Annotated in this window: 14 protein-coding genes, 1 tRNA gene and 1 pseudogene; 8 read left to right on the top strand and 8 right to left on the bottom strand. The window is 64.6% G+C overall.

Features of this window, described 5'->3' with window-relative positions; genetic code table 11:
• Positions 1 to 68: 68 nt before the first annotated feature.
• The 6 genes from GJ693_RS01875 to GJ693_RS01850 all read left to right on the top strand — a co-directional run bounded on the left by GJ693_RS01875 (position 69) and on the right by GJ693_RS01850 (position 8,279).
• On the top strand, positions 69 to 803 hold the full coding sequence (locus tag GJ693_RS01875; RefSeq protein ID WP_156254642.1) for a sigma-70 family RNA polymerase sigma factor: 735 nt from the start codon (positions 69 to 71) through the stop codon (positions 801 to 803).
• A 30-nt stretch (positions 804 to 833) separates the two neighbouring features.
• Entirely contained in the window at positions 834 to 1,829 is a 996-nt protein-coding gene (locus tag GJ693_RS01870; protein ID WP_156254641.1) for a sensor domain-containing diguanylate cyclase, read from the top strand.
• Positions 1,830 to 1,953: 124 nt separating this feature from the next.
• Positions 1,954 to 2,580, top strand: a complete 627-nt coding sequence (locus GJ693_RS01865; RefSeq protein WP_156254640.1) for a response regulator transcription factor — start codon at positions 1,954 to 1,956, stop codon at positions 2,578 to 2,580.
• 4 nt (positions 2,581 to 2,584) lie between these two features.
• A complete protein-coding gene (locus GJ693_RS01860) occupies positions 2,585 to 5,062 on the top strand; it encodes an ATP-binding protein (RefSeq protein WP_156254639.1) in 2,478 nt (825 codons plus the stop codon).
• On the top strand, positions 5,059 to 5,445 hold the full coding sequence (locus GJ693_RS01855; RefSeq protein WP_156254638.1) for a response regulator: 387 nt from the start codon (positions 5,059 to 5,061) through the stop codon (positions 5,443 to 5,445). Before GJ693_RS01860 ends, GJ693_RS01855 begins: the two co-directional genes overlap by 4 nt.
• On the top strand, positions 5,442 to 8,279 hold the full coding sequence (locus GJ693_RS01850) for a hybrid sensor histidine kinase/response regulator (protein ID WP_156254637.1): 2,838 nt from the start codon (positions 5,442 to 5,444) through the stop codon (positions 8,277 to 8,279). The genes GJ693_RS01855 and GJ693_RS01850 overlap by 4 nt, the downstream gene beginning before the upstream one ends.
• On the opposite strand, the gene GJ693_RS01845 is transcribed toward GJ693_RS01850, so the two are convergent.
• Positions 8,271 to 11,684 carry a PAS domain S-box protein gene (locus GJ693_RS01845; RefSeq protein WP_197041880.1) on the bottom strand — a complete coding sequence of 1,138 codons (3,414 nt, stop codon included), beginning with the start codon at positions 11,682 to 11,684 and terminating at the stop codon, positions 8,271 to 8,273. The genes GJ693_RS01850 and GJ693_RS01845 overlap by 9 nt on opposite strands.
• A 324-nt stretch (positions 11,685 to 12,008) precedes the next feature.
• On the opposite strand from GJ693_RS01845, the gene GJ693_RS01840 reads away from it, so the two are divergent.
• Positions 12,009 to 13,238, top strand: a complete 1,230-nt coding sequence (locus tag GJ693_RS01840; protein ID WP_156254635.1) for an EAL domain-containing response regulator — start codon at positions 12,009 to 12,011, stop codon at positions 13,236 to 13,238.
• A 165-nt stretch (positions 13,239 to 13,403) separates the two neighbouring features.
• On the opposite strand, the gene GJ693_RS01835 is transcribed toward GJ693_RS01840, so the two are convergent.
• Both GJ693_RS01835 and GJ693_RS01830 read right to left on the bottom strand, forming a co-directional pair.
• Positions 13,404 to 13,494, bottom strand: a tRNA-Ser gene (locus GJ693_RS01835).
• A 155-nt stretch (positions 13,495 to 13,649) separates the two neighbouring features.
• Complete coding sequence (locus tag GJ693_RS01830) at positions 13,650 to 15,818, bottom strand: flagellin N-terminal helical domain-containing protein (RefSeq protein WP_197041879.1); 2,169 nt, start codon at positions 15,816 to 15,818, stop codon at positions 13,650 to 13,652.
• A gap of 103 nt (positions 15,819 to 15,921) precedes the next feature.
• Between GJ693_RS01830 and GJ693_RS01825 the strand changes: the two genes are divergently transcribed.
• Entirely contained in the window at positions 15,922 to 16,575 is a 654-nt protein-coding gene (locus GJ693_RS01825) for an RluA family pseudouridine synthase (RefSeq protein ID WP_156254633.1), read from the top strand.
• Here GJ693_RS01825 and GJ693_RS01820 read toward each other — a convergent pair.
• The 5 genes and pseudogenes from GJ693_RS01820 to GJ693_RS16725 form a co-directional block, all read right to left on the bottom strand.
• Positions 16,520 to 17,380, bottom strand: a complete 861-nt coding sequence (locus GJ693_RS01820) for a MurR/RpiR family transcriptional regulator (RefSeq protein ID WP_156254632.1) — start codon at positions 17,378 to 17,380, stop codon at positions 16,520 to 16,522. The two genes, GJ693_RS01825 and GJ693_RS01820, sit on opposite strands and share 56 nt — an antisense overlap.
• 55 nt (positions 17,381 to 17,435) lie before the next feature.
• The gene (locus GJ693_RS01815; RefSeq protein ID WP_156254631.1) at positions 17,436 to 19,484 is read right to left on the bottom strand and encodes an acylase; all 2,049 of its coding nucleotides are present in this window, start codon (positions 19,482 to 19,484) and stop codon (positions 17,436 to 17,438) included.
• Positions 19,484 to 20,755, bottom strand: a complete 1,272-nt coding sequence (locus tag GJ693_RS01810) for a Xaa-Pro dipeptidase (RefSeq protein WP_156254630.1) — start codon at positions 20,753 to 20,755, stop codon at positions 19,484 to 19,486. Before GJ693_RS01810 ends, GJ693_RS01815 begins: the two co-directional genes overlap by 1 nt.
• 60 nt (positions 20,756 to 20,815) lie before the next feature.
• On the bottom strand, positions 20,816 to 21,781 hold the full coding sequence (locus tag GJ693_RS01805) for an NAD-dependent epimerase/dehydratase family protein (protein WP_156254629.1): 966 nt from the start codon (positions 21,779 to 21,781) through the stop codon (positions 20,816 to 20,818).
• Positions 21,782 to 21,820: 39 nt separating this feature from the next.
• Positions 21,821 to 22,001 (bottom strand): annotated as a pseudogene (locus GJ693_RS16725) (glycosyltransferase family 1 protein); the annotation flags it as partial.

Here is a 22,001-nt window from a genome sequence, read left to right as displayed (position 1 = left end):
CCACGTCAATAATCATTATGACGTGGTTAAAGGTGAAATAAGCGGTAATCATTTACGGGGGAAATGTGATGCAACTAGTTGCTTTTCAAACCGCGTTTAGTGACCGGATTGATAAATCTGAGGACACTAAGCTTCATTCACTCATCAAGGATTATGATGCATTGGTACGTCAGATCGCGCGAACTGTTTCGTACAGCGTGTCGGCTGGTGTGGAAATTGATGATCTCGTGCAGGTCGGCATTGCGGCGCTGATCAGTGCGTCCCGCACCTTTGTTGATCGTGGCGAGGCCTGCTTCAGCACCTATGCCCGGACCCGGATCCGCGGGGCCATGATCGATGAAACCCGCAAGCTTTCCACGCTATCCCGCGGCGTTCTGCGGCAGCGTCGGGAATTGAACGCGCTGCGCAATCGTCTGTCCAGCGAATTGGGCCGGCAGCCGTCCAACGCCGAAGTGGCTGAGGCCGCCGGCATGTCGCTCACGCGTTACATGCAAGCCATCGACATGCAGCAAAGTGTCCATATCTGCTCGCTTGACGACAGCTACGCCGACAATAATCCCTATTTTACCGACCAGTCTCCCCAGGCTGACAGCTGTCTGGAATTCAAGATGTCGTCAGAAGCGCTCGCCGAGGCCATCAGCACCCTGCCTGAGCGTCAGCGGACGGTACTGCAGCTGTACTTTGTCGAAGAATGCGGTCTGGCCGAAATTGGTGAAATCCTCAATGTCGGCGAGTCCAGGGTGTGCCAGATCAAGAAGGCCGCCCTGATTGCGCTGCGCTGCAAGGTCGCGGGCTGGGCCTGATCCTGTAAATGTTGCTTGGGGAGACATTCCATGTTGGCATTCGCTACGGAGCCGCATCTTGATGATGAGCCCGGTCGCCTTGCAGCGCTGGAACGCTATGCCATCCTTGATACGGCCAATGAACCGCAATTTGACCGGATCACGGCGCTGATCTGTTCGGCCCTCGACGTCCCCATGGCGGCCGTCTCGTTCATCGACAAGGATCGCCAGTGGTTCAAGTCCAGACAGAATATCGCCGTGGCAGAAACCGCCCGCGGCATCGCCTTTTGCGATCATACCATCAGGCAGCCCAGGGCCATGATTGTCGGCGATTCCCGCCGCGATCCGCGCTTTGCGGAAAATCCGCTGGTCACCGGCGCCCCGCATCTGCTCAGTTATGCCGGCGTGCCCTTGCAGACTCCCGACGGTTACAATGTCGGCGCGCTGTGCGCGCTTGACACGCGCGCGCGTGAATTCACGCGGAGCGACATCGAAACCCTGGCCAATCTGGCGGCCGTGGCGGTCGATGCACTCGAAGTGCGATCAATCGCGAACTATGATCAGTTGACCGGCGCCATCAGCCGTCGCGCCTTCCTCAGCCAGCTCGATCTGGCGATCGGCCGTCGGCGGGCGCGCCGTCATCTAGCGGTTCTTGCCGTCTGCGATCTGGATTACTTCAAGCGCATCAATGACAGCTTTGGCCACGACGGTGGCGATGCCGTGCTGCGCGCATTCGGCCAATTGTGTCGCAGCCTGCTGCGCAAGGATGATTTCTTTGGCCGGATCGGTGGTGAGGAATTCGGTCTGCTGCTGTCCGATACCGCGCTGGATGACGCCATTGAAGTTGTCGAACGTCTGCGCACGGCGGTGACTGAAATGGCAATCCCGGCGCTGCCCGGGATCCGGATCACGGCCAGTTTTGGCCTTGCCGGCCTCGACCCCGACATCGGCGACAATGCCCACTGGATGAAGACGGCTGATGCGTTGCTGTATCGGGCCAAGCGCAACGGCCGCAATCGCTGCGAACATGCGGCCCTGCCCGAATGACCGACCGGCGTGGTCTGGCGGCTGCGCGCACCGGTCAAGTCTCGGAATTAACCCGACAGGCAAGAAAGATTGACACCCCGATGACGGCGGCCCATGCAAGCCAATGCAGCACATGGGGGCCTAGATGGGGATGCAAACCGGCCGCACGGTTTACATCGTTGACGACGATCATCTGGTGCGTGAATCCACCGAAATGTGGATCACAAATGCCGGCTGGAGCGCGATCGGCTTTTCCGATCCTCTCGATTTCCTGAATCAATTGCCAAAGCTGCCACCAGGCTGCGTGCTGCTCGACATGCAGATGCCGGGCGTCAACGGGCTTGGCGTGCTGGAGCAGGCCCAGGCCTATCTGGCCACGCATCCGACCGTGGTCATGACCGGTTATGGCGATGTTGCCACGGCCGTGCGCACGATGAAGCTGGGCGCGACGGACTTCCTGGAAAAGCCCTTCCGCCGGCCCGATCTGCTGGAAACGCTGAACCTGGCGTTCCAGAAGATTGACAACATGCTTGCGGAAAACCCGCACAAGCTCGAAGCGGTCCGGCTGGTCAGCACCCTCAGCCCGCGTGAGGCGGATGTGCTGCACGGCCTGATGACCGGCCTGTCGAACAAGGAACTGGCCCGGCAGCTTGAGCTGAGCCCCCGCACCGTGGAAATGCACCGGGCCCACATGATGCGGCGCCTGGGCGTGCGCACATTGTCCGACGCGCTCAAACTGGGCTTCGTCGCCGAATTGCGGTCCCCTGGATAAGCCGATGGGCACGCGGACATCCGAGCCTGCGATTGACCTGGCAGACCGCAGCCTTGCCCGCATCATCGATACCGTGAGCGATGCCGTCATCGTCGCCGATGATCTTGGCCGCATCCTGATCTTCAACACGGCGGCCAGCCAGTTGTTCGGCGTCAGCCGCAATGCCGTTCTGGGCACGGCGATTACCGGTCTGCTGCCGCAGGCCACCAGCCTGGTGGATGGCGCCGCCGCCATCACTGCTGCCATAAGTGCGGCCGATGGCCGAACCTGCCAGATCGAAATGTCCCGGCAAACGCTGGCCAGTGCGGAGCGGCCGCTGCACACTTTCACCCTGCGGGATGTGTCGGCCGCGCACCTGGCCCGCGCTCAGCTGGCGCGGATCAACCGCCTGCAAGCGGCGTTGGCGCAGATCCACCGGGCCATCGGGCAGGGCGGGGGCCGGCAGGCGGTGCTGGTGGCTGTGTGTCGGGCGCTGGTCGAACAGGCGGGCCTGTGCATGGCCTGGATCGGCTGGCTGTCACCGGAATCGGGCACCATCGTTCCGGTAGCCGATTATGGCGATGATCATGGTTATCTGCAGGAACTGCGCATCTTCACCGATGAACGATGGCAGGGGAAGGGCCCGACGGGCACGGCCTTCCGGGAAAATCGCGCGGTGGTGTTCAACAATCTGATCAGCGACTTTGCGGGCATGCCGTGGCAGCCGCTGGCAATCAAAAGCGGCTTTTGCGCATCGGCGGCGTTCCCGGTCAGGGTGGGCGATCGGCTGGTGGGAACGCTGAGCGTCTATGCCGGCGAGCCTGGCTGGTTCCGAGAACAGGAAGTGGCGCTACTGGCCGGGGCGGCCAATGACATCGCGCAGGCCATCGCCGGATTCCAGCGCGAAGACTCGATGCTGACCGCAGAGCAGATTGTCCGCCGGGAGCGCAGCTTTTCGGAATCGATGATTCAGGGCATTCCGGGCAGCGTCTATCTGTTCAACGAGCAGGGCAGGTTTCTGCGCTGGAACCGCAACCTTGAAACGGTGACAGGTTACAGCGCCGCCGAAATTGCCGCCATGCACCCCGAAGACATTTTCCCGGTCACGGAGAAGCCGGCCCAGCGCGAGGCTGTCGCCCGGGCGTTCGCCACTGGCTCAGCCACGCTCGAAGCCAATCTGCTCACCCGCGATGGCCGGCTGATTCCGCATTTCTTCACCGGCCAGCGCGTGATGTTCGAAGGGCAGCCGCACCTGGTTGGCGTTGGGGTCGATGTATCCGATCTGCGCGCCGCGCGTGACGCGCTGAAGGAGACCGAACGCCGTCACCGCGCCACGCTCGACACCATTCTCGAAGCCTGCCAGCTGGTCGATTTCGAACAGCGCTATCGCTATCTCAACCACGCCGCCGTGGTGCAGAATCGCCGCCCTGCGGCCGAACTGCTGGGCCGCACCATGACCGAATGCTGGCCCGGGGTTGAGGACCATGAACTCCATGCCATGATGCGCCAGTGCCTGGAACAGCGGGTGGAGGTTCAGAGCGAGATCAGCTTCACCTATCCCGACGGCGACAATGGCCGTTTCGATGTCCGCATGGTGCCCGATCCCGAAGGCGCGATAATGCTGTCGATCGATATAACCGGTCAGCACGCGGCGCGCGAGGAATTGCTGCGCCTCAATGCCGAACTGGAAGCGCGCGTTGCAGAGCGCACGCGCGATCTGCAGGCGGCCGTCGCCCGCGCTGAAACGTCGGATCGCACCAAATCCACCTTTCTCGCCACCATGTCGCACGAACTGCGCACGCCGCTCAATTCGATCATCGGTTTCACCGGCATCATCAGCCAGGGTCTGGCTGGCCCGTTGACGGCCGAGCAGGCCAAACAGCTTGGCATGGTGCGCAGCAGCGCGCGCCACCTGCTCGAACTGGTCAACGATGTGCTGGATATTTCCAAGATTGAAGCCGGCGAGCTCGACATCTTCGCCCGGCCGTTCGATCTGCGCACGGCAGTTGATCGCACGGTCACGTTGCTGGCGCCCGCTGCCGAGGCCAAGGCGCTGCGGCTCAGTGTCCACTGGGATCTGGCCGACACGCTGATCCTGTCCGATCAGCGCCGGATCGAACAGATCCTCATCAATCTCGTCAACAACGCCATCAAATTCACCGAAGCCGGCGCGGTCCGCATCGAACTTGCCGCCCTGCCGGATGATCGCATTGAGATCCGCGTTGTCGACACCGGCATCGGCATCGACCTGCGCGACATGGACACGCTGTTCCAGCCCTTCCGCCAGATTGATAGCGGCCTGGCCCGCCAACACGAGGGCACCGGTCTTGGCCTGGCGATCTGCCGCCGCCTGCTCGATTTCCTGGGCGGCAGCATCACGGTGGAAAGCCGGATCGGGCATGGCACGATGTTTACCATCAATTTGCCGCGCCGGCTTGAACTGGCCGCCGAAGACAGGCACCCTACCGGAATTGGAGCACTCGGGGGGGGGAGGTTCGCATGAGCCCGCATGTGCTGCTGATCGAAGACAATGAGCAGAACCGCTATTTGGCAACGTTCCTGCTCGAAAAGCACGGCTTCCGGGTCGAGCCGGCATTTGATGGCCCCAGCGGCATCGAACAGGCGGTGGCCAACCCGCCGGACATCGTGCTGCTGGACATCCAGCTGCCGGGCATGCACGGCCATGACGTCGCCCGCGCGCTGCGCCGGATCGAGGCCTTGCAGGGCGTGCCGATTGTCGCGGTGACCTCCTATGCCATGCCCGGCGACCGCACCAAGGCGCTGGCGGCCGGCTGCGACGGCTATATCGAAAAGCCAATCGATCCTGACAGTTTCGTGGCCGAAGTCACCGGCTTCCTCCCCGCAGCCTTCCAGGCCCAACCGTGACCGGCACGATCCTTGTTGTCGATGACAAGGCGGATAATCTCTATCTGCTGCAGGCCCTGCTGACCGGCCATGGTTTCACGGTGGAAGCGGCCCGCCATGGCGCCGAAGCGCTGGCGATGGCCCGGCAGCACCTGCCGATCCTGTGCATCACCGATCTGCTGATGCCGGTGATGGATGGCTATACGCTGCTGCGCCACTGGAAGGCCGATGCGCGGCTGCGCGATGTGCCGGTGATGGTCTATACCGCCACCTATACCGCGCCCGAGGATGAACAGCTCGCCATCGCGATGGGCGCCGATGCCTTTCAGGTGAAACCCACCCAGCCCGAAGCGCTGATCGCCGCCGTGCGCGCGGTGCTGGAGCAGCGGATCAAGCCGGCCAGTGCGGCGGCACAGGCGGAAAATCCGCTGCTGCTGCACCAGTACAGCGCCACGCTGGTGCGCAAGCTCGAAGAAAAATCGATCGAACTTGAAGCCGCCAACCGGTCACTGCGGGAGGAGGCTGACGCACGTCAGTCCCTGCTCGCCACGCGCGACGCCATCCTGGAGGCATTGCCGGCGCAGGTTGCCCTGATTGACCATGATGGCGTGATCATCGCGGTCAACGGCTTTTGGGATCGCTTTCTGGATTTGCATGGCCGCCTGAATCCCAAGATGATGGTCGGCGGCAATTATCTGGATTCCTGCCATGATTTGGAGCAGGCCTTGCCGGGAACCGGTAATGCAGTGTTGGCAGGTGTCCGGTCAGTCTTGTCCGGGCAACAGCCGCAGTTCGAGATTGAATATGCCTTTCCCAAACCAGGCGATCCGCGGCCGCTATGGATCCGTGCTATCGCCACACCAATTCTCTATCAGGATCGCATTGGCGCCGTGATCACGCGCCTTGATGTTACCGAACGCCGCCGGATCGAGGAAGAGAATCGGGAGACCGCAGCCCGCCTGTCACTGGCCGTTGATTCCGCCCGGATGGGCATTTGGGAACTGGCAGAGGATGGCACGCTGGCCTGGAACCAGGTGATGCACGACATTTATGCGGTCCCAGCAGATGTCGCGCCAACCATGGCGCTCTGGCCCACGCTGATCGATGAAGCGGATCGGCCTGGAATTCGGGCCGGCATGAATGCCGTGATAGCCAACGGCGGCCGGGCCGAACGTCAGTTTTCGATCCAGTCACTGGACGGCATCAAGCGCACCATATTGGGTGTCATCAGGCAGCTACCTAGCATCGATGGCGCGCCGCCCAAGCTGATCGGCACACATCTGGATATCACGGATCGCATCCGGCAGCAGCAGGCGCTGCAGGCCGTCAATTCCAGCATGGAAACACTGATTGCCGAAGCGCCGATCGGCATATTGGTCCTGCGCGATCTGAAGCCCCTGATGGCCAATGATGCTCTGGCCTATATTCTTGGCTTGCCGGGAAAAGCCGATGTCGTGGCGCTTCCCAACTTCGAGCGCTTTTTTGACGACGAGCAACGCATCCGCATGGCCGCCATCATCAAGGCGCTGCTGGCCGATGAACCCACGCCAGAGATGATGGTGCTCAAAGGCCAGCGCGCTGATGGCAGGCCGGTGGAGATCGAGGCGCGGATGTTCTGTCTCAATTGGGATGACGGCCCTGCCGTCTGCATGATGGTCACCGATGTCACCCAGCAGCGTGCCGTCGAAGCGCAGTTGCGGCAGACACACCGGCTCGAAGCCGTTGGCCAGCTTACCGGCGGTGTGGCGCATGATTTCAACAATCTGCTCACCGTCATCCTTGGCAATGCCGAACTGCTGGAAGAGGGGCTGAGCGAAAGCCCGCTCCAGCACCGGTTGGCCGGCATGATCGTCCGCGCCGCCGAACGCGGCGCCGTTCTGGCCCGCCAGCTGCTGGCCTTTTCGCGCCGGCAGCAGCTGGAACCGGCCACGGTGGACATCAACCTGCTGTTGGCGGGCATGGAGGATTTCCTGCGCCAAGCGCTTGGCGCCACAAATGAATTGATGGTGCAGCTCGCGCCCGACCTGTGGCCTGCCACCGTTGATCTGGCCCAGCTGGAAAACGCGCTGCTCAACCTGGTGGTCAACGCCCGCGATGCCATGCCGGAGGGCGGCACGGTGACGATCACCACCCGCAATTTTGACCAGGACGACAAAAGGTTCAACCGCCCACCCGATCTGCCGCCCGGCGCTCATGTGATGATCGCCGTCAGCGACACCGGCGAGGGGATGGACGAAGCCACCCGTCTGCACGCCTTCGAGCCGTTTTTTACCACCAAGGACGTTGGCAAGGGCAGCGGTCTTGGTCTGTCGATGGTCTATGGTTTCGTCAAGCAGTCGCACGGGGCGGTGCAGATCCTCTCTTCCCCCGGCCATGGCACGACCGTGGAATTGTGGCTGCCGCGCGCTGCTCTGGCCGCCAAACCCACACCGGAAAAGACCGCAGCCACGGCCTTGCCGCGCGGCGCCGAGCATCTCTTGGTGGTGGAGGATGATCCGATGGTGCAGGGCCAGGTGGTGGCCCAGCTTGAACTGCTGGGATACCGGGTGACCAGTGCCAGCAATGGCGTCGAGGCGCTGGAACTGGTGCGGCAGGGCGGCCATTATGATCTGCTGTTCACCGATATCGTCATGCCCGGCGGGCTCAATGGCCATGGGCTGGTGGCCGAAGCCCTCGCGCTGCGGCCCGGCCTGGCGGTGCTGCTGACATCGGGCTTTGCCGACCGCGCCGAACGCCCGGCTGGGGTTTCCGAACGGGTGTTTCCGATGCTCAGGAAGCCCTATCGCCGTGACGAACTGGCCAAAATGGTGAGAGCGGCAATCGACCGGCAGCGCGAGCCCGCTGTTTCAGCCTGAAACGCGCGCCGCCGGCGCCGACGCCAGCGCTTCACGCACTTTCCGCGCCAATTCTTCCCGGCGATAGGGCTTGTGCAGGAAATGCACACCCAGTTCCAGCTGGCCATTGTGCACGATGGCATTTTCCGCATAGCCGGATGCATAGAGCACCTGCATCTGCGGCCGGATGGCCAGCACCGCATCGGCCAACTGCCGCCCGTTCATGCCGCCCGGCATCATCACATCGGTGAACAGCAGATCAAATTCTTGCCCTGATTTCAGTACAGCCAGCGCCTCCGGCCCATTGCTGACACACTGGGCCTGATAGCCGAGCTGGGTGAGCAGGTTGGACACGTGATCGAGCACCAGTTCATCATCCTCCACCACCAATATGCGTTCATTGCCGCCGACGGCCTGCGCCTTTTTCTGCGGCAGGCTGACGGGCTCGGCGGCGGCGGCACGGGGCAGGAACAGATGCACCGATGCGCCGTGGCCCGGCTCGGAATAGATCCGCATATGCCCCATCGACTGCTTGGCAAAGCCATAGACCATCGACAGGCCAAGGCCGCTGCCCTTGCCAGCCGGCTTGGTGGTGAAGAAGGGCTCAACCGCCTTGTCCAGCGTTGCACTGTCCATCCCGACGCCCGTGTCGGTGACCGTCAGCAGCACATACTCCCCCGGCAACACATCGGCGTGCTGGCTGCAGAACAGCGCGTCCAGCACCACATTTTGGGCTTCGATGAGGATGCGACCACCATCCGGCATGGCATCGCGCGCATTGATGCACAGGTTGAGCAGGGCATTTTCCAGCTGCGAGGCATCGACCTGCACCGGGCTCAATGGCGCCGTAAAGACCGTCGCGAATTCGATGTCGGCCCCGATCGTCCGTTTCAGCAGTGGCGTCAGGCCAGACACCAGCGTGGCAATGTCCACGGCCCGAGGATCGAGCGGCTGGCGTCGGGCAAATGACAGCAGCCGACTGGTCAATTCGCTGCCGCGTTCGGCCGCACTGCGCGACATGCGCGCCAGGCCCTGCAGCCGCGGCTGGCTTTCCAGCTCATCCTCCAGCAGCTCGGCATTGCCCATGATGACGGTGAGCAGATTGTTGAAATCATGGGCGATGCCACCGGTGAGCTGGCCGACGGCCTCCAGCTTGCTGGCACTGCGCAGCTTGTCCTCCAGCAGGCGTTGCTCGGTCACATCATTCATGCTGCCGACCACCCGTACCACAGCCCCTTCATTGTCCCGCACCAGCTTGGCCAGCACGGCGACGTCGATCGAATTGCCGCTGGCCGCCACCGCACGGTAGGTGGCAGACCATTCGGCATCGCCCGCCTGCATCGCGGCCATCAGGCTTTGTTCCATGGGGCCGCGATCATCCGGGTGCATCATTTCCGCCCAGCGGTCGATCGTGATGTTGGGGGGCAGGTCGAAACCGAAACGGCCCGGCGCCCGGTCGGTCCACCACACGGTGCCGCTCGGCACGTCCCAGTCCCAGATGATGTCGGCCGAGACATCGGTGACCAGCCGGAAGCGCTCCTCGCTTTCGCGCAAGGCCTGCGCGTCCTTCACCTGCTGGGTCACGTCCTGCACGGTTCCGGCATAGACATTGCCATCCTGCCCCTGAACGGGTTCGGCAATCTGTTCGACATGCCGCACATCGCCATTGGACTGGATCACCCGGAACTGGGTGACCGCGCGGCGCTGATCACCCCGCGCCGTGGCATGCAGCTGGTCCAACAACGCCCGGTCATCCGGGTGGATCATCGCCTGCAGCCCGGCAAAATCATGGCTGAAATCGGCGGGATCGATTCCGAAGATCGTGTAGGTCTGTCGTGACCAGGTCAGACGATCCAGGGCAAAGTCATAGCTCCAGCTGCCGATGCTGCCGATCCGCTGTGCTTCTTCCAGCTGGGCGGTGCGTTCGGCCAGCATCTGCTGCTGGGCCGCGCGGGCGAGCTGCATTTCCTTGGCTTCGGTAATGTCCTGCACCACGCCGACCACCTGCACCACCCGGCCGTCATCATCAAATTCGGGCGTCCCTGCCACCCGTGCCCAGATGTCGCTGCCATCGCTGGTCCGTCCCTCCACCTCGATATTGAACGGGATGGCCTGCGTGACGCAGGCCCGGAACGCCGCATCCACGATCGCGCGCGAGGCCGGCTTGTAGAACTCGAAGGTCTGATCGAGGCTGGGCGTCGATTCCGCAGCCCACTTCATCAGCCGACGCGCGCCATCGGACCAGATGATCTGGTTGTTCGCCGGTGTGGCGATCCAGCCGCCGATCTTGCCGAGCCGTTCAGACAGCGCGGTCAGCTGGGCCTGTTGCCGATCATTTTCCTCCTGCCGCTTGCGCGCCGTCACATCGCGCTCGATGGCGACCAGATGGGTGACCGCGCCGCCTTCGATGGACAGCGGCATGATCTTCAGCTCGACCCAATATTCCGCGCCATTCTTTGTGTAGTTGATCAGCTCGGCACGCACCGGCTGACCGGCCTGCAGGCATTGCCGGATATGGTCCAGCGTCCGGCGGCTGGTCTTGGCCCCCTGCAGGATCCGCGGCGACTGGCCGATCGCCTCTGCGCGCAAGAAGCCGGTGCGGCGTTCGAAGGCGTCATTGACATAGACAATGCGCGGCCCTGGCTGATCCAGATCGGCCTCGGTGATCAGCACAATGTCGTCCACGCGCTCGATCGCTGTCTGCAGCAGATGCAACTGCGCCTGCTGATCGCGGGCTTCATCTTCGACCCGCTTGCGCTCGGTGATGTCCTTGAGCGCACCCTGCACGATGCGGTGCCCGGTGCGACCGTCGATCGCGGCTTCACCGATCACCCGCAACCAGACGATGCCGCCACTGCGCGTCGTGATCGGCAGATCGGTTTCAAAGCTTTCGCCGTCGCGCAGCGCCTGGCCGACCAGATGCATGAGCCGCTCGGCATGATCGGGGCTGAAGCGTTCCAGAATGTCCCGACCCTGCAATTGCCGGTCCATGTCCAGCCGCATCATGACCTTGAGCTCATCGGTCAGGGCCAGCGTGCCGGTTTCGGGATCAAACTGCCACCCGCCAATCCGGGCAAGCTTGCCAGCCATCTGCAGCAGATACTGGGCATCGCGCAGCGCGGCTGTCATTGCTTCCATCCGGCGTTCGCGCCGGTAGAGTGCCTTGTACTGCCGGCAGGCCAACAGCACGACCATGCCGCTGAACAGCAAGGTGGCCGCCGTTGCCAGGCTGTTGGCAATCTGCCAGCTGGCCAGCGATCCGGTGCGCACCATCCAGTCACCGACCAGCGTGAGGGCGATGCTGCCCATCGTGGCCGCGACAATCAGCCGGCCATTGCCGCTGAACCCGGCGGCAAACACCACCAGCAGATACAGCAGCCCGCCCAGGTGGTTGATCGTCGTGAAATTGTTGACAAGGAAGATCACAAGCGCTGCAACGCCGCAGCCCACTGCCCATTCATGTGCCGGTCGAAAGGCCGCGCGGTTCAGCCAGAGCCCGGCCTTTGTCACGAAGGCTGGCCCGCCGGCTTGCCCTGATCGTCTGTCCATTGAGTCCCGTGTCCGGTGTTCAGGCAGGCATGGTGGACCCTTTCAGGGGGATAAGCTATGCAAAAGTCGTGCCATCGGTGGCCAGATTGGTCAGGCAGGAAGTTCATGTTCAGGCTTAACGGCACGCGGCTGCGGTCGTTAACAAGGGCTGGTCATTTTTTGCGAGCTTACAGGTTTTTCACGTTTTGAAAGGCGGCGGCGGTGATCCAACCGATTGACGTGCCATCGGCTTCCACCTGCGGCCGGCTGCTCGTGCTCGACGATGATGCCGATGTGGGCGCCATCATCGCCTATATCGCCGAGCAGATCGGGATAGCGGTTGAAACCGTGCAGACCAATGCCGCCTTCGAAACTGCGCTGAACAGCGCCGGGGCCGACGTCGTCATTCTCGATCTCCTTATGCCGGATTGTGACGGCATCGAGGTGCTGCACCGCCTCAACGCCCGCAATTGCCGGGCGGGGATCATCCTGAGCAGCGGCGTGGGCAGCCGTGTGCTCGAAGCCGCCGGCCGCACGGCACTGGAGCTGGGGCTGGACCTGCTGGGAACCCTGCCCAAACCGTTTTCGCCGCGGGCATTGCGCTCGATGCTGCAAGATGCATTCACCAGATTGCGAGTTGATAGCGCCACGGCGACACGGCGAACGAACGCCGGACATATCACGCTGGTCGACGTGGAAGCCGGCCTGCTGACCCGCCAGTTCGAGGTGCATTATCAGCCCAAGATCCACTGCGTCAGCGGGCAACTTACCGGTTTCGAGGCGCTGGTGCGCTGGCGACACCCGACGCTGGGCCTGGTGTCGCCCGATCTGTTTCTGCCGCTGATCGAAGCCAACGCGCTGGTGGACAGGCTGACCGATCAGATTCTCGATCAAGCTCTGCACTGGTTTGCCGGGCTCGGGGCCAGGCCGGCCTTGTGCCTGGCGATCAACCTGTCGCCCCGTTCGCTGAGCAATATCGCGCTTGCCGATGAGATCGAAGCCAAATGCCTGGCCAATGGTGTCGATCCGGCCAGCATCACGCTGGAGATCACCGAAGCCAGTGCGATGGACGATCCGATCGCCGGTCTCGCCCTCACCACCCGCTTCTGCATGAAGGCCTTCAAGCTCTCGATCGATGATTTCGGGGTCGGCTATTCCTCGCTGGCCCAACTCGCCCGCCTGCCCTTTGCCGAGCTCAAGGTTGACCGCCAGTTCGTGCGGGACTTGCCGGCTTCGCCCGACAGTCGGGCCATCGTTGAAGCCATTGTGCTGATGTCACACCGCCTCGGCCTGTCGGTCACGGCCGAAGGTGTGGAAAGCCTTGAAACCCTCAAGTATTTGAGCGCCATCGGATGCGATAACGCGCAAGGTTATGCGATCGCCAGCCCGATGGATGCCAGTTCGGCGCTCACATGGATGGACAACTACCGGCCGCCAAGGCTGACGGCATAAACCCCGTTCGGTCTGCCGTACACGCCAACGCCCGAGAGGAGATACGGGGGGCGATTTGCCGTCTCTACGGCAAAAACAAGGGAGCGCAGGATCTGGTCTGCAAAGTCCCGGAAACACAGGGACTTTTTGAGCCATCCCACAATTCTCTCAACAACATGAAAAACTTGGCGGAGCGGGAGGGATTCGAACCCTCGATGAGCTTTTGACCCATACACACTTTCCAGGCGTGCGCCTTCGACCACTCGGCCACCGCTCCGCGCACTGGAAGGGGCCCGATAGCAAGCGGGGCTGGCCACGTAAACCGCTACCGGTGTCTGCGCGCAAAAGAAAAGGGGCGGCGCTTTGCCGGCGCCGCCCCTCCTGACGAGCCCCCATCGCGGCCGAAGCCGATTGGGGGATAGGCCTCCCGCCTTACTGCAGCAGCTGGGTGACCTGCTGGGCCGACTGGTTGGCCCGGGCCAGCATCGCCTGCGCGGCCTGGCTGAGCACCTGGTTCTTGGCCAGGTTGGTCGATTCCTGCGCGAAGTCGGTGTCCTGGATCCGGCTGCGCGAGGCCTGCAGGTTGGTGCTGTTGGACGACAGGTTGTTCACCGCCGCTTCCAGCCGGTTCTGCACGGCACCGATGCCGGCGCGATCGAGGTTGACGCTGTTCAGCGCCTCGTCGATGGCGTCCAGGGCCGCGGTGGCACCGTCGGCGGTCGACACGTCAATGTCCGAGATGCGCAGGCCACCGCGCGAGGCGCCATAGCTGTTTTCCTCGAAGCCCAGCGCCGTGAAGTTGGACGCGGTGCCGAAGGCCTGGCTGCCGGCCTTGACCTCGATGGCCTTGGCCGATTCCAGGCGGACGGTGGCATAGGCCGTCGATGCGCCAGCCGCCGTGGCGGCGATCGTGTAGGCATCGCCCGAACCCTTCACCGTGGTGCCGCTCAGGCCCAGTTCCGCCGTGGTGGCGGTGCCGGTGTTGGCCACCGAAAGGTTGCGACCGTCGCCGGCGGTCAGATCGAGGCCGCCCAGGCCATTGTCCCTGGCCATCACCCCGGTCATGCCGGTGAAGTTGTTGATGGCGGCGGCCACCTTTTCACGGCGGGCCTGGGCCGTGTCGGTGGTGGCCAGGCCATCGATGGTGATCGACACGCCGTTGATGTCGAGCGTGGCGGCACCGGCCAGGGTGGTGGCGGTGGTGGTGGCGCTCAGCGTCACATCATTGGTCTTGGCGGTCACGCCGGTCTGCGCCGAGGCGGCGTTGATGGCCGCGGCGATGGCGATGGCGCTGGCCGACTTCGACGACGAGGTCGCCACGGTGGACGAGAACAGATCGTCGGCCGCGTTGGCGGCGCGGATGGCGACGCCGTTGATCGACAGGTCACCGTTGTTCAGCGTCTTGATCGCACCAGCGTTGGCGGCCACGGCGCGGGCATCGCTGTTCACCGTCGAAACACCGCGTTCGAAGCTGCCGGCCGCCAGGCCAGCGCGGCTGATGCGCGCCGACGTGCTGTTGGCCGAGCTGATCTCGATCGGCTGGCCGTTGACGCTTTCCAGGCTGAAGCTGCCCGACTGGGCACCCACTTTCAGGCCGGTGGAGGCGGCGGTCAGCGTGGTCAGCGCCACTTCGATGTTGCGGCCATCATCGGCTTCCAGGCGGATGCCGCCATTGGTGTCGCCGGTGTCCACAGCGCGCACGCCGGTCTGGCCGGAAATGGCGTTGATGGCATCGCGCACCAGGCGGCGGCTTTCGGCGGCATCGGTGGTGGTGGCGACCGAGGCCGTGGTGACGCCGTTGATGGTGACGGTGCCGGTGAGCGCCGCCGCCGTCATCGCCGAGCCGGTCATCACCGTCTGGCCAACCACGGCGCGCACGCCGGTCTGGGCAGTGGCGCGGTTGATAGCGGCGGCCTTGGCCACGGCCGAGGCCGCCTTGTTGGCCGACGACAGGCTGTCATCAGACGACAGCGACGAGCCGATGGTGACGCCGTTGATGACGAGGTCACCGGCCTGCAGGGCCTGGTTGGCGCCGAGGTTGGCGGCAGTGGCTTCAAAGGCGCCGGTGGCGGTCAGAGCCGGGCTGGAGCCGAGGCCGAGATCGCGGGCCCGGGTCGAACCGAGGCTGAACGAGACGGTTTCGCCCGCGCGGCTGCCGGTCTGCAGCTTGACGTCGCGGGCCGAGCCGTCGAGCAGCTTCTGGCCGTTGAAGTTGGTGCGCACGCCGATATTGTCAATTTCGCCAATGAGTTGGCGGACTTCGGCCTGCACCGCCTTGCGGTCGATACCGGTCAGCGTGCCGTTGGCCGACTGCACGGCCAGTTCACGCATGCGCTGCAGCATGTTGGTCACTTCGCCCATGGCGCTTTCCGCCGTCTGGGCCATGCTGATGCCATCGCCGGCGTTGCGCATGGCGACAGCCAGGCCGCGCACGTCGGCGGTCATCTTCTGGCTGATGGCCAGGCCGGCGGCGTCGTCCTTGGCGCTGTTGATGCGCTGGCCGGTCGACAGGCGCTGCATGGCCAGGCCCATCATGTTATTGGCAGTGCGCTGCGCATTCTGGGCGGTCAGCGCGTTGATGTTGGTGTTGATCACGGTCATCTTGGGGTCACTCCCGCTTCCCGCCGCCGCAACGTCGCGGGGCGCTGCACTGGAAACGGCTTGCCGTGAATTTCGCTTAAACCTGTTTTGAAATGGCCCTGTTTTGAATGATTTGACCTTCCCCTTTCCCATCCTGCTGGAAACCCGCGACGTTGTTGTCATCAACAAGCCGGCGGGCCTGGCCGTGCATCCGGGGCCGAAGACGCCGGCCAGCCTGGAGGATCATCTGCCGGCCCTGGCGATCGGCGGCTTCGTGCCGGTGGCGGCGCACCGGCTGGATCGGGACACGTCGGGCTGCCTCGCCATCGCCCGCACCCGGCGCGGCGCAAAATGGCTGAGCGCGGCCTTTGCGGAGAAGCAGGCCGAGAAACGTTATTGGGCCATATTGTCGTCGTTGCCGGCAACGGCCGACGGATTGGTGGACGCCCCCCTGAGCAAGGTTTCAACGGCACAGAGCGGTTGGCGGATGGTGGTGCGCCGCGATGGCAAGCCGGCGCGCACGCATTGGCGCGTGCTTGATCCGGCGCTGCGGCTGGTCGAGTTCCGGCCCGAAACCGGCCGCACCCACCAGATCCGCGTGCATGCCGCGCACATCGGCTGCCCGATTTCTGGCGACCCGGTCTATGGCGATGGAGCAGGCCTGATGCGGCTGCATGCCCGCAGCCTTGCCCTCACCTTGCCCGATGGCCAGCGCCTCGCCGTCAGCTGCGATCCGCCTGCGGACTGGCCGGTTTGGTCCGGCCCTGAAAGCCAATGAAGTCGCTGTAATTCTCGGCGAGCTGGTCGAGCCGCTGGTGGACGATATCCGGCCCGATCTTCTGCACCACACCATCGACCAGCAGGTTCAAGAGCGAGGCCAGCGCCGAGTTCATGTCCCAGAAATGGCCGAGCGCCACTTCGGCGGTGAGGATATGGGGCGTCAGGTCGCGCGCCCACGGGCAATAGGGATCGGTGATCACCACCAGTGGCCGACCGCTGGCCGCGACCCGTTCGGCGAGCAGGCGGAACTGTCGCGAATAGCGCCGCACATCGATCGCCACGAACAGATCCTGCGGCCCGGCATCGAACAGCACGTCCATGATGCCGGCCGCCATGTCGAGCGCCTGCACATGGGGACGCACGTAGGAAAGATGGCGGGCGAAGCCGGCAGCCAGCCCGGCCTCGGTCTGGAAGCCGGCGACATGCACGTGCGGGCTGGTGGCCAGCAGCGCCACGGCGGCGGCCCATTCCGGCGTTTCGGCCTGGGCATAGACGGCGGCGATGGCGGCGGTTTCGGCCTTCAGCCGGGCATCGGCCGAGGGTGCCGGCCGCGTGAGCAGCCAGGGCGCATCACGGGCATCGTCGCGCAGATCATCCTTCAGCGCCGACAGATTGTCATAGCCCAGGTTCTTGACCAGCCGCGCCACCGTCATCGCCGACACGCCAACACGCTGGCCGATCGAAGCGGCGGTTTCGAACGGCAATTGATCGAGATTGTCGGCCAGCCAGCCGGCGATCATCCGTTCGGACACGGTGAGCCGATCATAACGGTCGGCAAGCCGCTGGGCGACGCGCGAGCTCATGTGACCCGGATAACAGGAAGCAAAGCCCGCGCAACTACGGGACAATCACCAGACCTCAAAACGCCACCTCTTTCCACTCCTCGCGCACGAACAGCGGCGACTGATCGGCATAATGCGGGCTGGCGCGGCGGATGGTGGCGGCGCCATATTGGTGGATGGAGCGCGCCTTCACCGGGCCGTCCTTCGGCCATTCCACCAGCATGATGAAGCCATCACCATTGTCCGCCACGCGGCGGCCATCCTTGTCCTTATGGGCATAGATGGCGCGCAGCGTGTCCGGCCCGCCGAAGACGGGCAGATCCTTCGGCCCATGGCGCAGGCGCTGGGTTTCGCTCAGTGGCACGTCGAGGCGGCCGAATGTCGCCTTCATCCAGTCAACCACCTCGCGCAGCTTGGGCTCGGCTGGCGGCAGCGGGTCACCGCGATAGACTTCGCGCCCGGCGCTGGCCATCACGGCGACAGCGAGCGCGTCGGCCTTGCCCACCCCGTCCGCCGTCCAGTCCCATTGCTTCAGCAGCGCCTGCGCGGCGGCGAGGTCGGGCTTGCCGGCGGTATCGAGCGCCAGCACCTTGGCCATCCACTGGCCGGCCGGCGAGGCGCGGCTGTAGGCCTTGTCGAACTTGATGCGCAGCAGCGCGGCGCGGCTGATCGGGCCGTTGATCGCCGCGAACTGTTCGACGAAGCGGTGCATGCGGTTGGTGGTGTAGGTTTCAATGCCCAGTTCGGGCGCGAAATCCGCCGCCTTCAGATTGTCTTCCGGCGCGGTTGCCACCCACGGCACATTGTTGCTGTTGGCCACCCAGCCGGCTTTGGGATCGATCACCATCGGATCGGCGCGCCACGGCAGATAGGTCGTCCACAGCGCCGCCGACGTGTCACCGGGCAGCACGCCCTTCCAGTCGAAGCCCTTGGCGCGCGCCGGGAATTTGGCGTTGTAGACCATGGCGATGTGCCCCGCCTGGTCGGCATAGACGAAGTTGGTCGCCGGCACGGCCTGCATCGCCATCACCGCCTGCCATTCGGCAAAATCCTTCGCCTTGTTCAGCCGATAATATTGTTCGACCTGGGCGACCTCGCCGATGCCGGCGTGGCGGATGGCAAAGCCGCCCCGATCGTTCAAGATCACCGCGCCGTGACGGCTGCGATAGACGGTGCGCGGGATCGGCAGCACCAGCGGGCCGAACTTCACGCGCAGCCAGACGCGCCTGGCCTCCAGCGGCAGCCATTTGCCATCAAACCGATACTGGGTGCGGTCGGCGTTGAGCACCAATTTGTAGACATCGATCAGGTCCATGCGGTTGACCGTGTTGGCCCAGCCCAGCGTCTTGTTGTGGCCCAGGAGCGGGAACGGCGCGCCGGGAAAATTGGCGCCGGCAAAATCCCAGCCTTCATCCGAATGCGCCACCAGTTCCCACCAGGTGACGCCGCCTTCCCACGGCTGGTGGCTGTTGATGATCAGGCGGGTGGTGGCATCATCCGAACGGGCGGCAGAGACGGCGAAGGCATTGCTGCCGCGTTCGTCCACCGGGCCGGCATCGCGCGGCGGCAGCTTGCCTTCCGCCAGCGGGCCCAGCACGCGCTCCATGCCGAAGAAGAAGGGCGAGCGCAGCACGAAGCCGGCAACGATGTCCTTGCCGGTCACCGGGAACAGGCCCTGCAGACGCTGCTCGCTCTGGTGGCGGCGGGCATAGTCATTCAGCCCTTGCGCATAGGCCTCGACCAGCGCCCGGGTGGCGGGCGACAGACTGGCATAGCCACGATCCGCGACCCCGCGCGCATCGAGCAGATGGCCGGCGAAATCCAGCTTGGCGCCGTCTTCGCCCAATATCGCCCCGGCACGGCCGCGCACCGCGGCGAGCACTTCTTCCAGGTTCCTGAAATCATCCTCGGCATGGGCGAGCGCGATGCCATAGGCGACATCGGCGTCGGTGTGGCCGTGGATGTGCGGCACGCCCCACTTGTCGCGCTCGATCTTCACCTGGCGTGGGCGCACCGGGTCCGCCGCGGGCGGGCTGGCGCTGAACGCGTCCCAGGTCGAAAGTCCGACCACGACCGTGGCGATGGCGATGGACGACCAGAACAGCGCCGTGAACCAGCGCGGCATCAGCGAATATCCTTGGCGACAGCGCCGCCCTTCACCACCACCTTGATATCCTGCAGCAATTTCACATCCTGCGTCGGATCGCCGGCCACCGCGACGATATCGGCATAATGGCCGGGCGTGATCTGGCCGACATCGGCTTCCCGGCCCAGTGCTTCGGCGGCCTTCACCGTGGCGGCACGGATGGCGTCGATCGGGGTCATGCCCCATTCCACCATCTTGGCGAACTGGCGGGCATTGGTGCCGTGCGGATAGACACCGGCATCGGTGCCGAACACCATCTTCACGCCGGCCTTCCACGCTGCCTGGAAGGTCTGGCGCTGCTTCAGGCCGATGGCGCGTTCCTTGGCGAGATTCTCCTCCGGCACGCCGTTCTTCGCGCCTTCGGCCAGGATATAATCATCGTTGTAGATATCCATGGAGAACCACGTGCCGTTGGCCTTGGCCAGGGCGAAGGCTTCGGCATCGGCCAGGCTGGCGTGCTCGATCGTATCGGCGTGAGCGCGGATGGCGGCCTTGATGCCATCGGCGCCGTGGGCGTGGACGGCGACCTTCATGCGCAGCCGGTGGGCTTCATCAACCAGCGCGTCCATTTCCTCCTGCGTCAGTTGCTGGCCATCGACGGTATCGCGCGCCGAGAAGACGCCGCCGGTGGCGCAGAACTTGATCACATCGGCGCCATAGCGGTGCATCTCGCGCACCTTCTCGCGGAAGCCCTGCGGGCCCGAAGCAACGCCGCTGCGATCGACGGTCATGCCCGGCGGGAAGCGATTGTCGTCACAATGGCCGCCGGTGGCACCCAGCGCATAGGCCGCCGGCACGATGCGCGGGCCACGGATCACGCCCTCATTGATCGCCTGCATCAGGCCGACATCGCCGAACTGCGCCGAACCGACATTGCGTACCGTGGTGTAACCGGCATCGAGCGTGCGGTCGGCATTGGCGACACCGACGGCGACGAAATAGGCCGGCACATGGTGGAGATCGGCATCATAGCCCAGCGCCGGATCGCTGGTGAGGTGGACGTGCATGTCGATGAGGCCGGGCAGGATGGTGAGATCACCCAGATCGATGCGCTTGCCATCCTTCACCACCAGATCGCCCTGGCGGCCGACCTGGGTGATGCGGCCATCGACGGCGACGATGATCGGCTTGTCGATCATCTTGCCGGTCGCCACGTCGAGCATGCGCGCCGCGGTGATCACCACGGTTTCGGCGGCAGTGGCGGCGGTGCTAGCCAGCAGGGCGGCCAGGGCCAGGGCAAATTTGGTCATCAGTCTCTCTCCCCGAATATGGGCCTTGGTTAGGGGCAAGCTGCCGCGCCCGCAAGCCGCTCAGGCCGCGCCCGCTGGCCGCACGGCCGGCGAGACATAGGCCGGATCATGCTGGAATGGCAGCGGACCGCCGGTGCGCAAGGCGGCGAGCACGGCGGCAAAATTGGTCTGGCAGCGAAAACCGAGCTCGCGCTCGATCTTGCCGGCATCATAGACGCGGCCGATGCGGCGCGGCAGCGCCCAGCCGCGCGCCGCATAGAGCGCGGCGGCATCGGGGAAATGCCGGGCGATGACGGCGGGCGCATCGGCCTTCAGTTCGGCCACCTCGTCGCGATGGAAGGGCGTCGGCGCCGAGACGATATAGAGGCCAAAGCCTATGCGTGGCGCCTGTTCCAGCGCCGCCAGGTGGGCGCGGGCGCAATCCTCCACGGTCAGCCGGCGATTGAGGAACTCGTTGGCCTTGAGGTTGGGGCCCGAAAGGTCGCGGTGGGTGTCGTCCTCCTCCGGGAAGAAGCGCGCCGTGCGCAGCACGATCACGGCCAAGCCGTGATCGGCATGGGCGAGCCGGCACAGCTCCTCGGCGGCGCGCTTCGTCGCGCCATAGATGTTGCGCGGACTGAGCGGGCCACTGTCTTCATCCAGCCACACCGCTTCGCGGCTCGCCTCGTCGCGGATGGCCTGGGTGATCATCAGCGAGGTGGTGGAGGTGAAGACGAAGCGGCTGGCCCCGTGGCGGATGGCGGCCTCCAGCAGGGCGAGCGTGCCGGAGACGTTCACATCGATGAAGGCCTGGCGCGGATAGCGGGCGATGTCGGGCTTGTGCAGGCCGCCGGCGTGGAGGACGCCATCAAAGCCGTGGCGGGCAAACAGGCCGTCGACCAGCGCCGCATCGGCAACACTGCCGATCACGTCGGTGTCGGCCCCCGGCGCGATGTCGAGGCCGATGACCTGATGGCCGTGCGCGCGCAGCAACGGCGCCAGGAAGCGGCCGAGCCAGCCCGATGACCCAGTGAGAAGCACGCGCATGGCGGCGACCTAGGCCACCCGCGACGGCGGCGCAATCGGTCAGGCGACCAGCGGCAGGCCCGGCACCAGCAGCTGCGGCACCGGCTGGCCGTCGCCCGACACCAGCGCGGCGAGGAACTGGTCGACACAGCCCTCCCAGGCGAAGCGGCGGCCGTGGGCGACACAATCGGCGCGGCGGGCGGTGAGCGCCTGGGCCATCGCTTCGGCCAGGTCATGGGCG

The organism is Sandarakinorhabdus oryzae, from assembly GCF_009733735.1.
Classification (GTDB): Bacteria; Pseudomonadota; Alphaproteobacteria; order Sphingomonadales; family Sphingomonadaceae; genus Sandarakinorhabdus; species Sandarakinorhabdus oryzae.
Note: the sequence above shows the minus strand (reverse complement) of the source record. Positions and strands in the feature narration are given on the sequence as shown.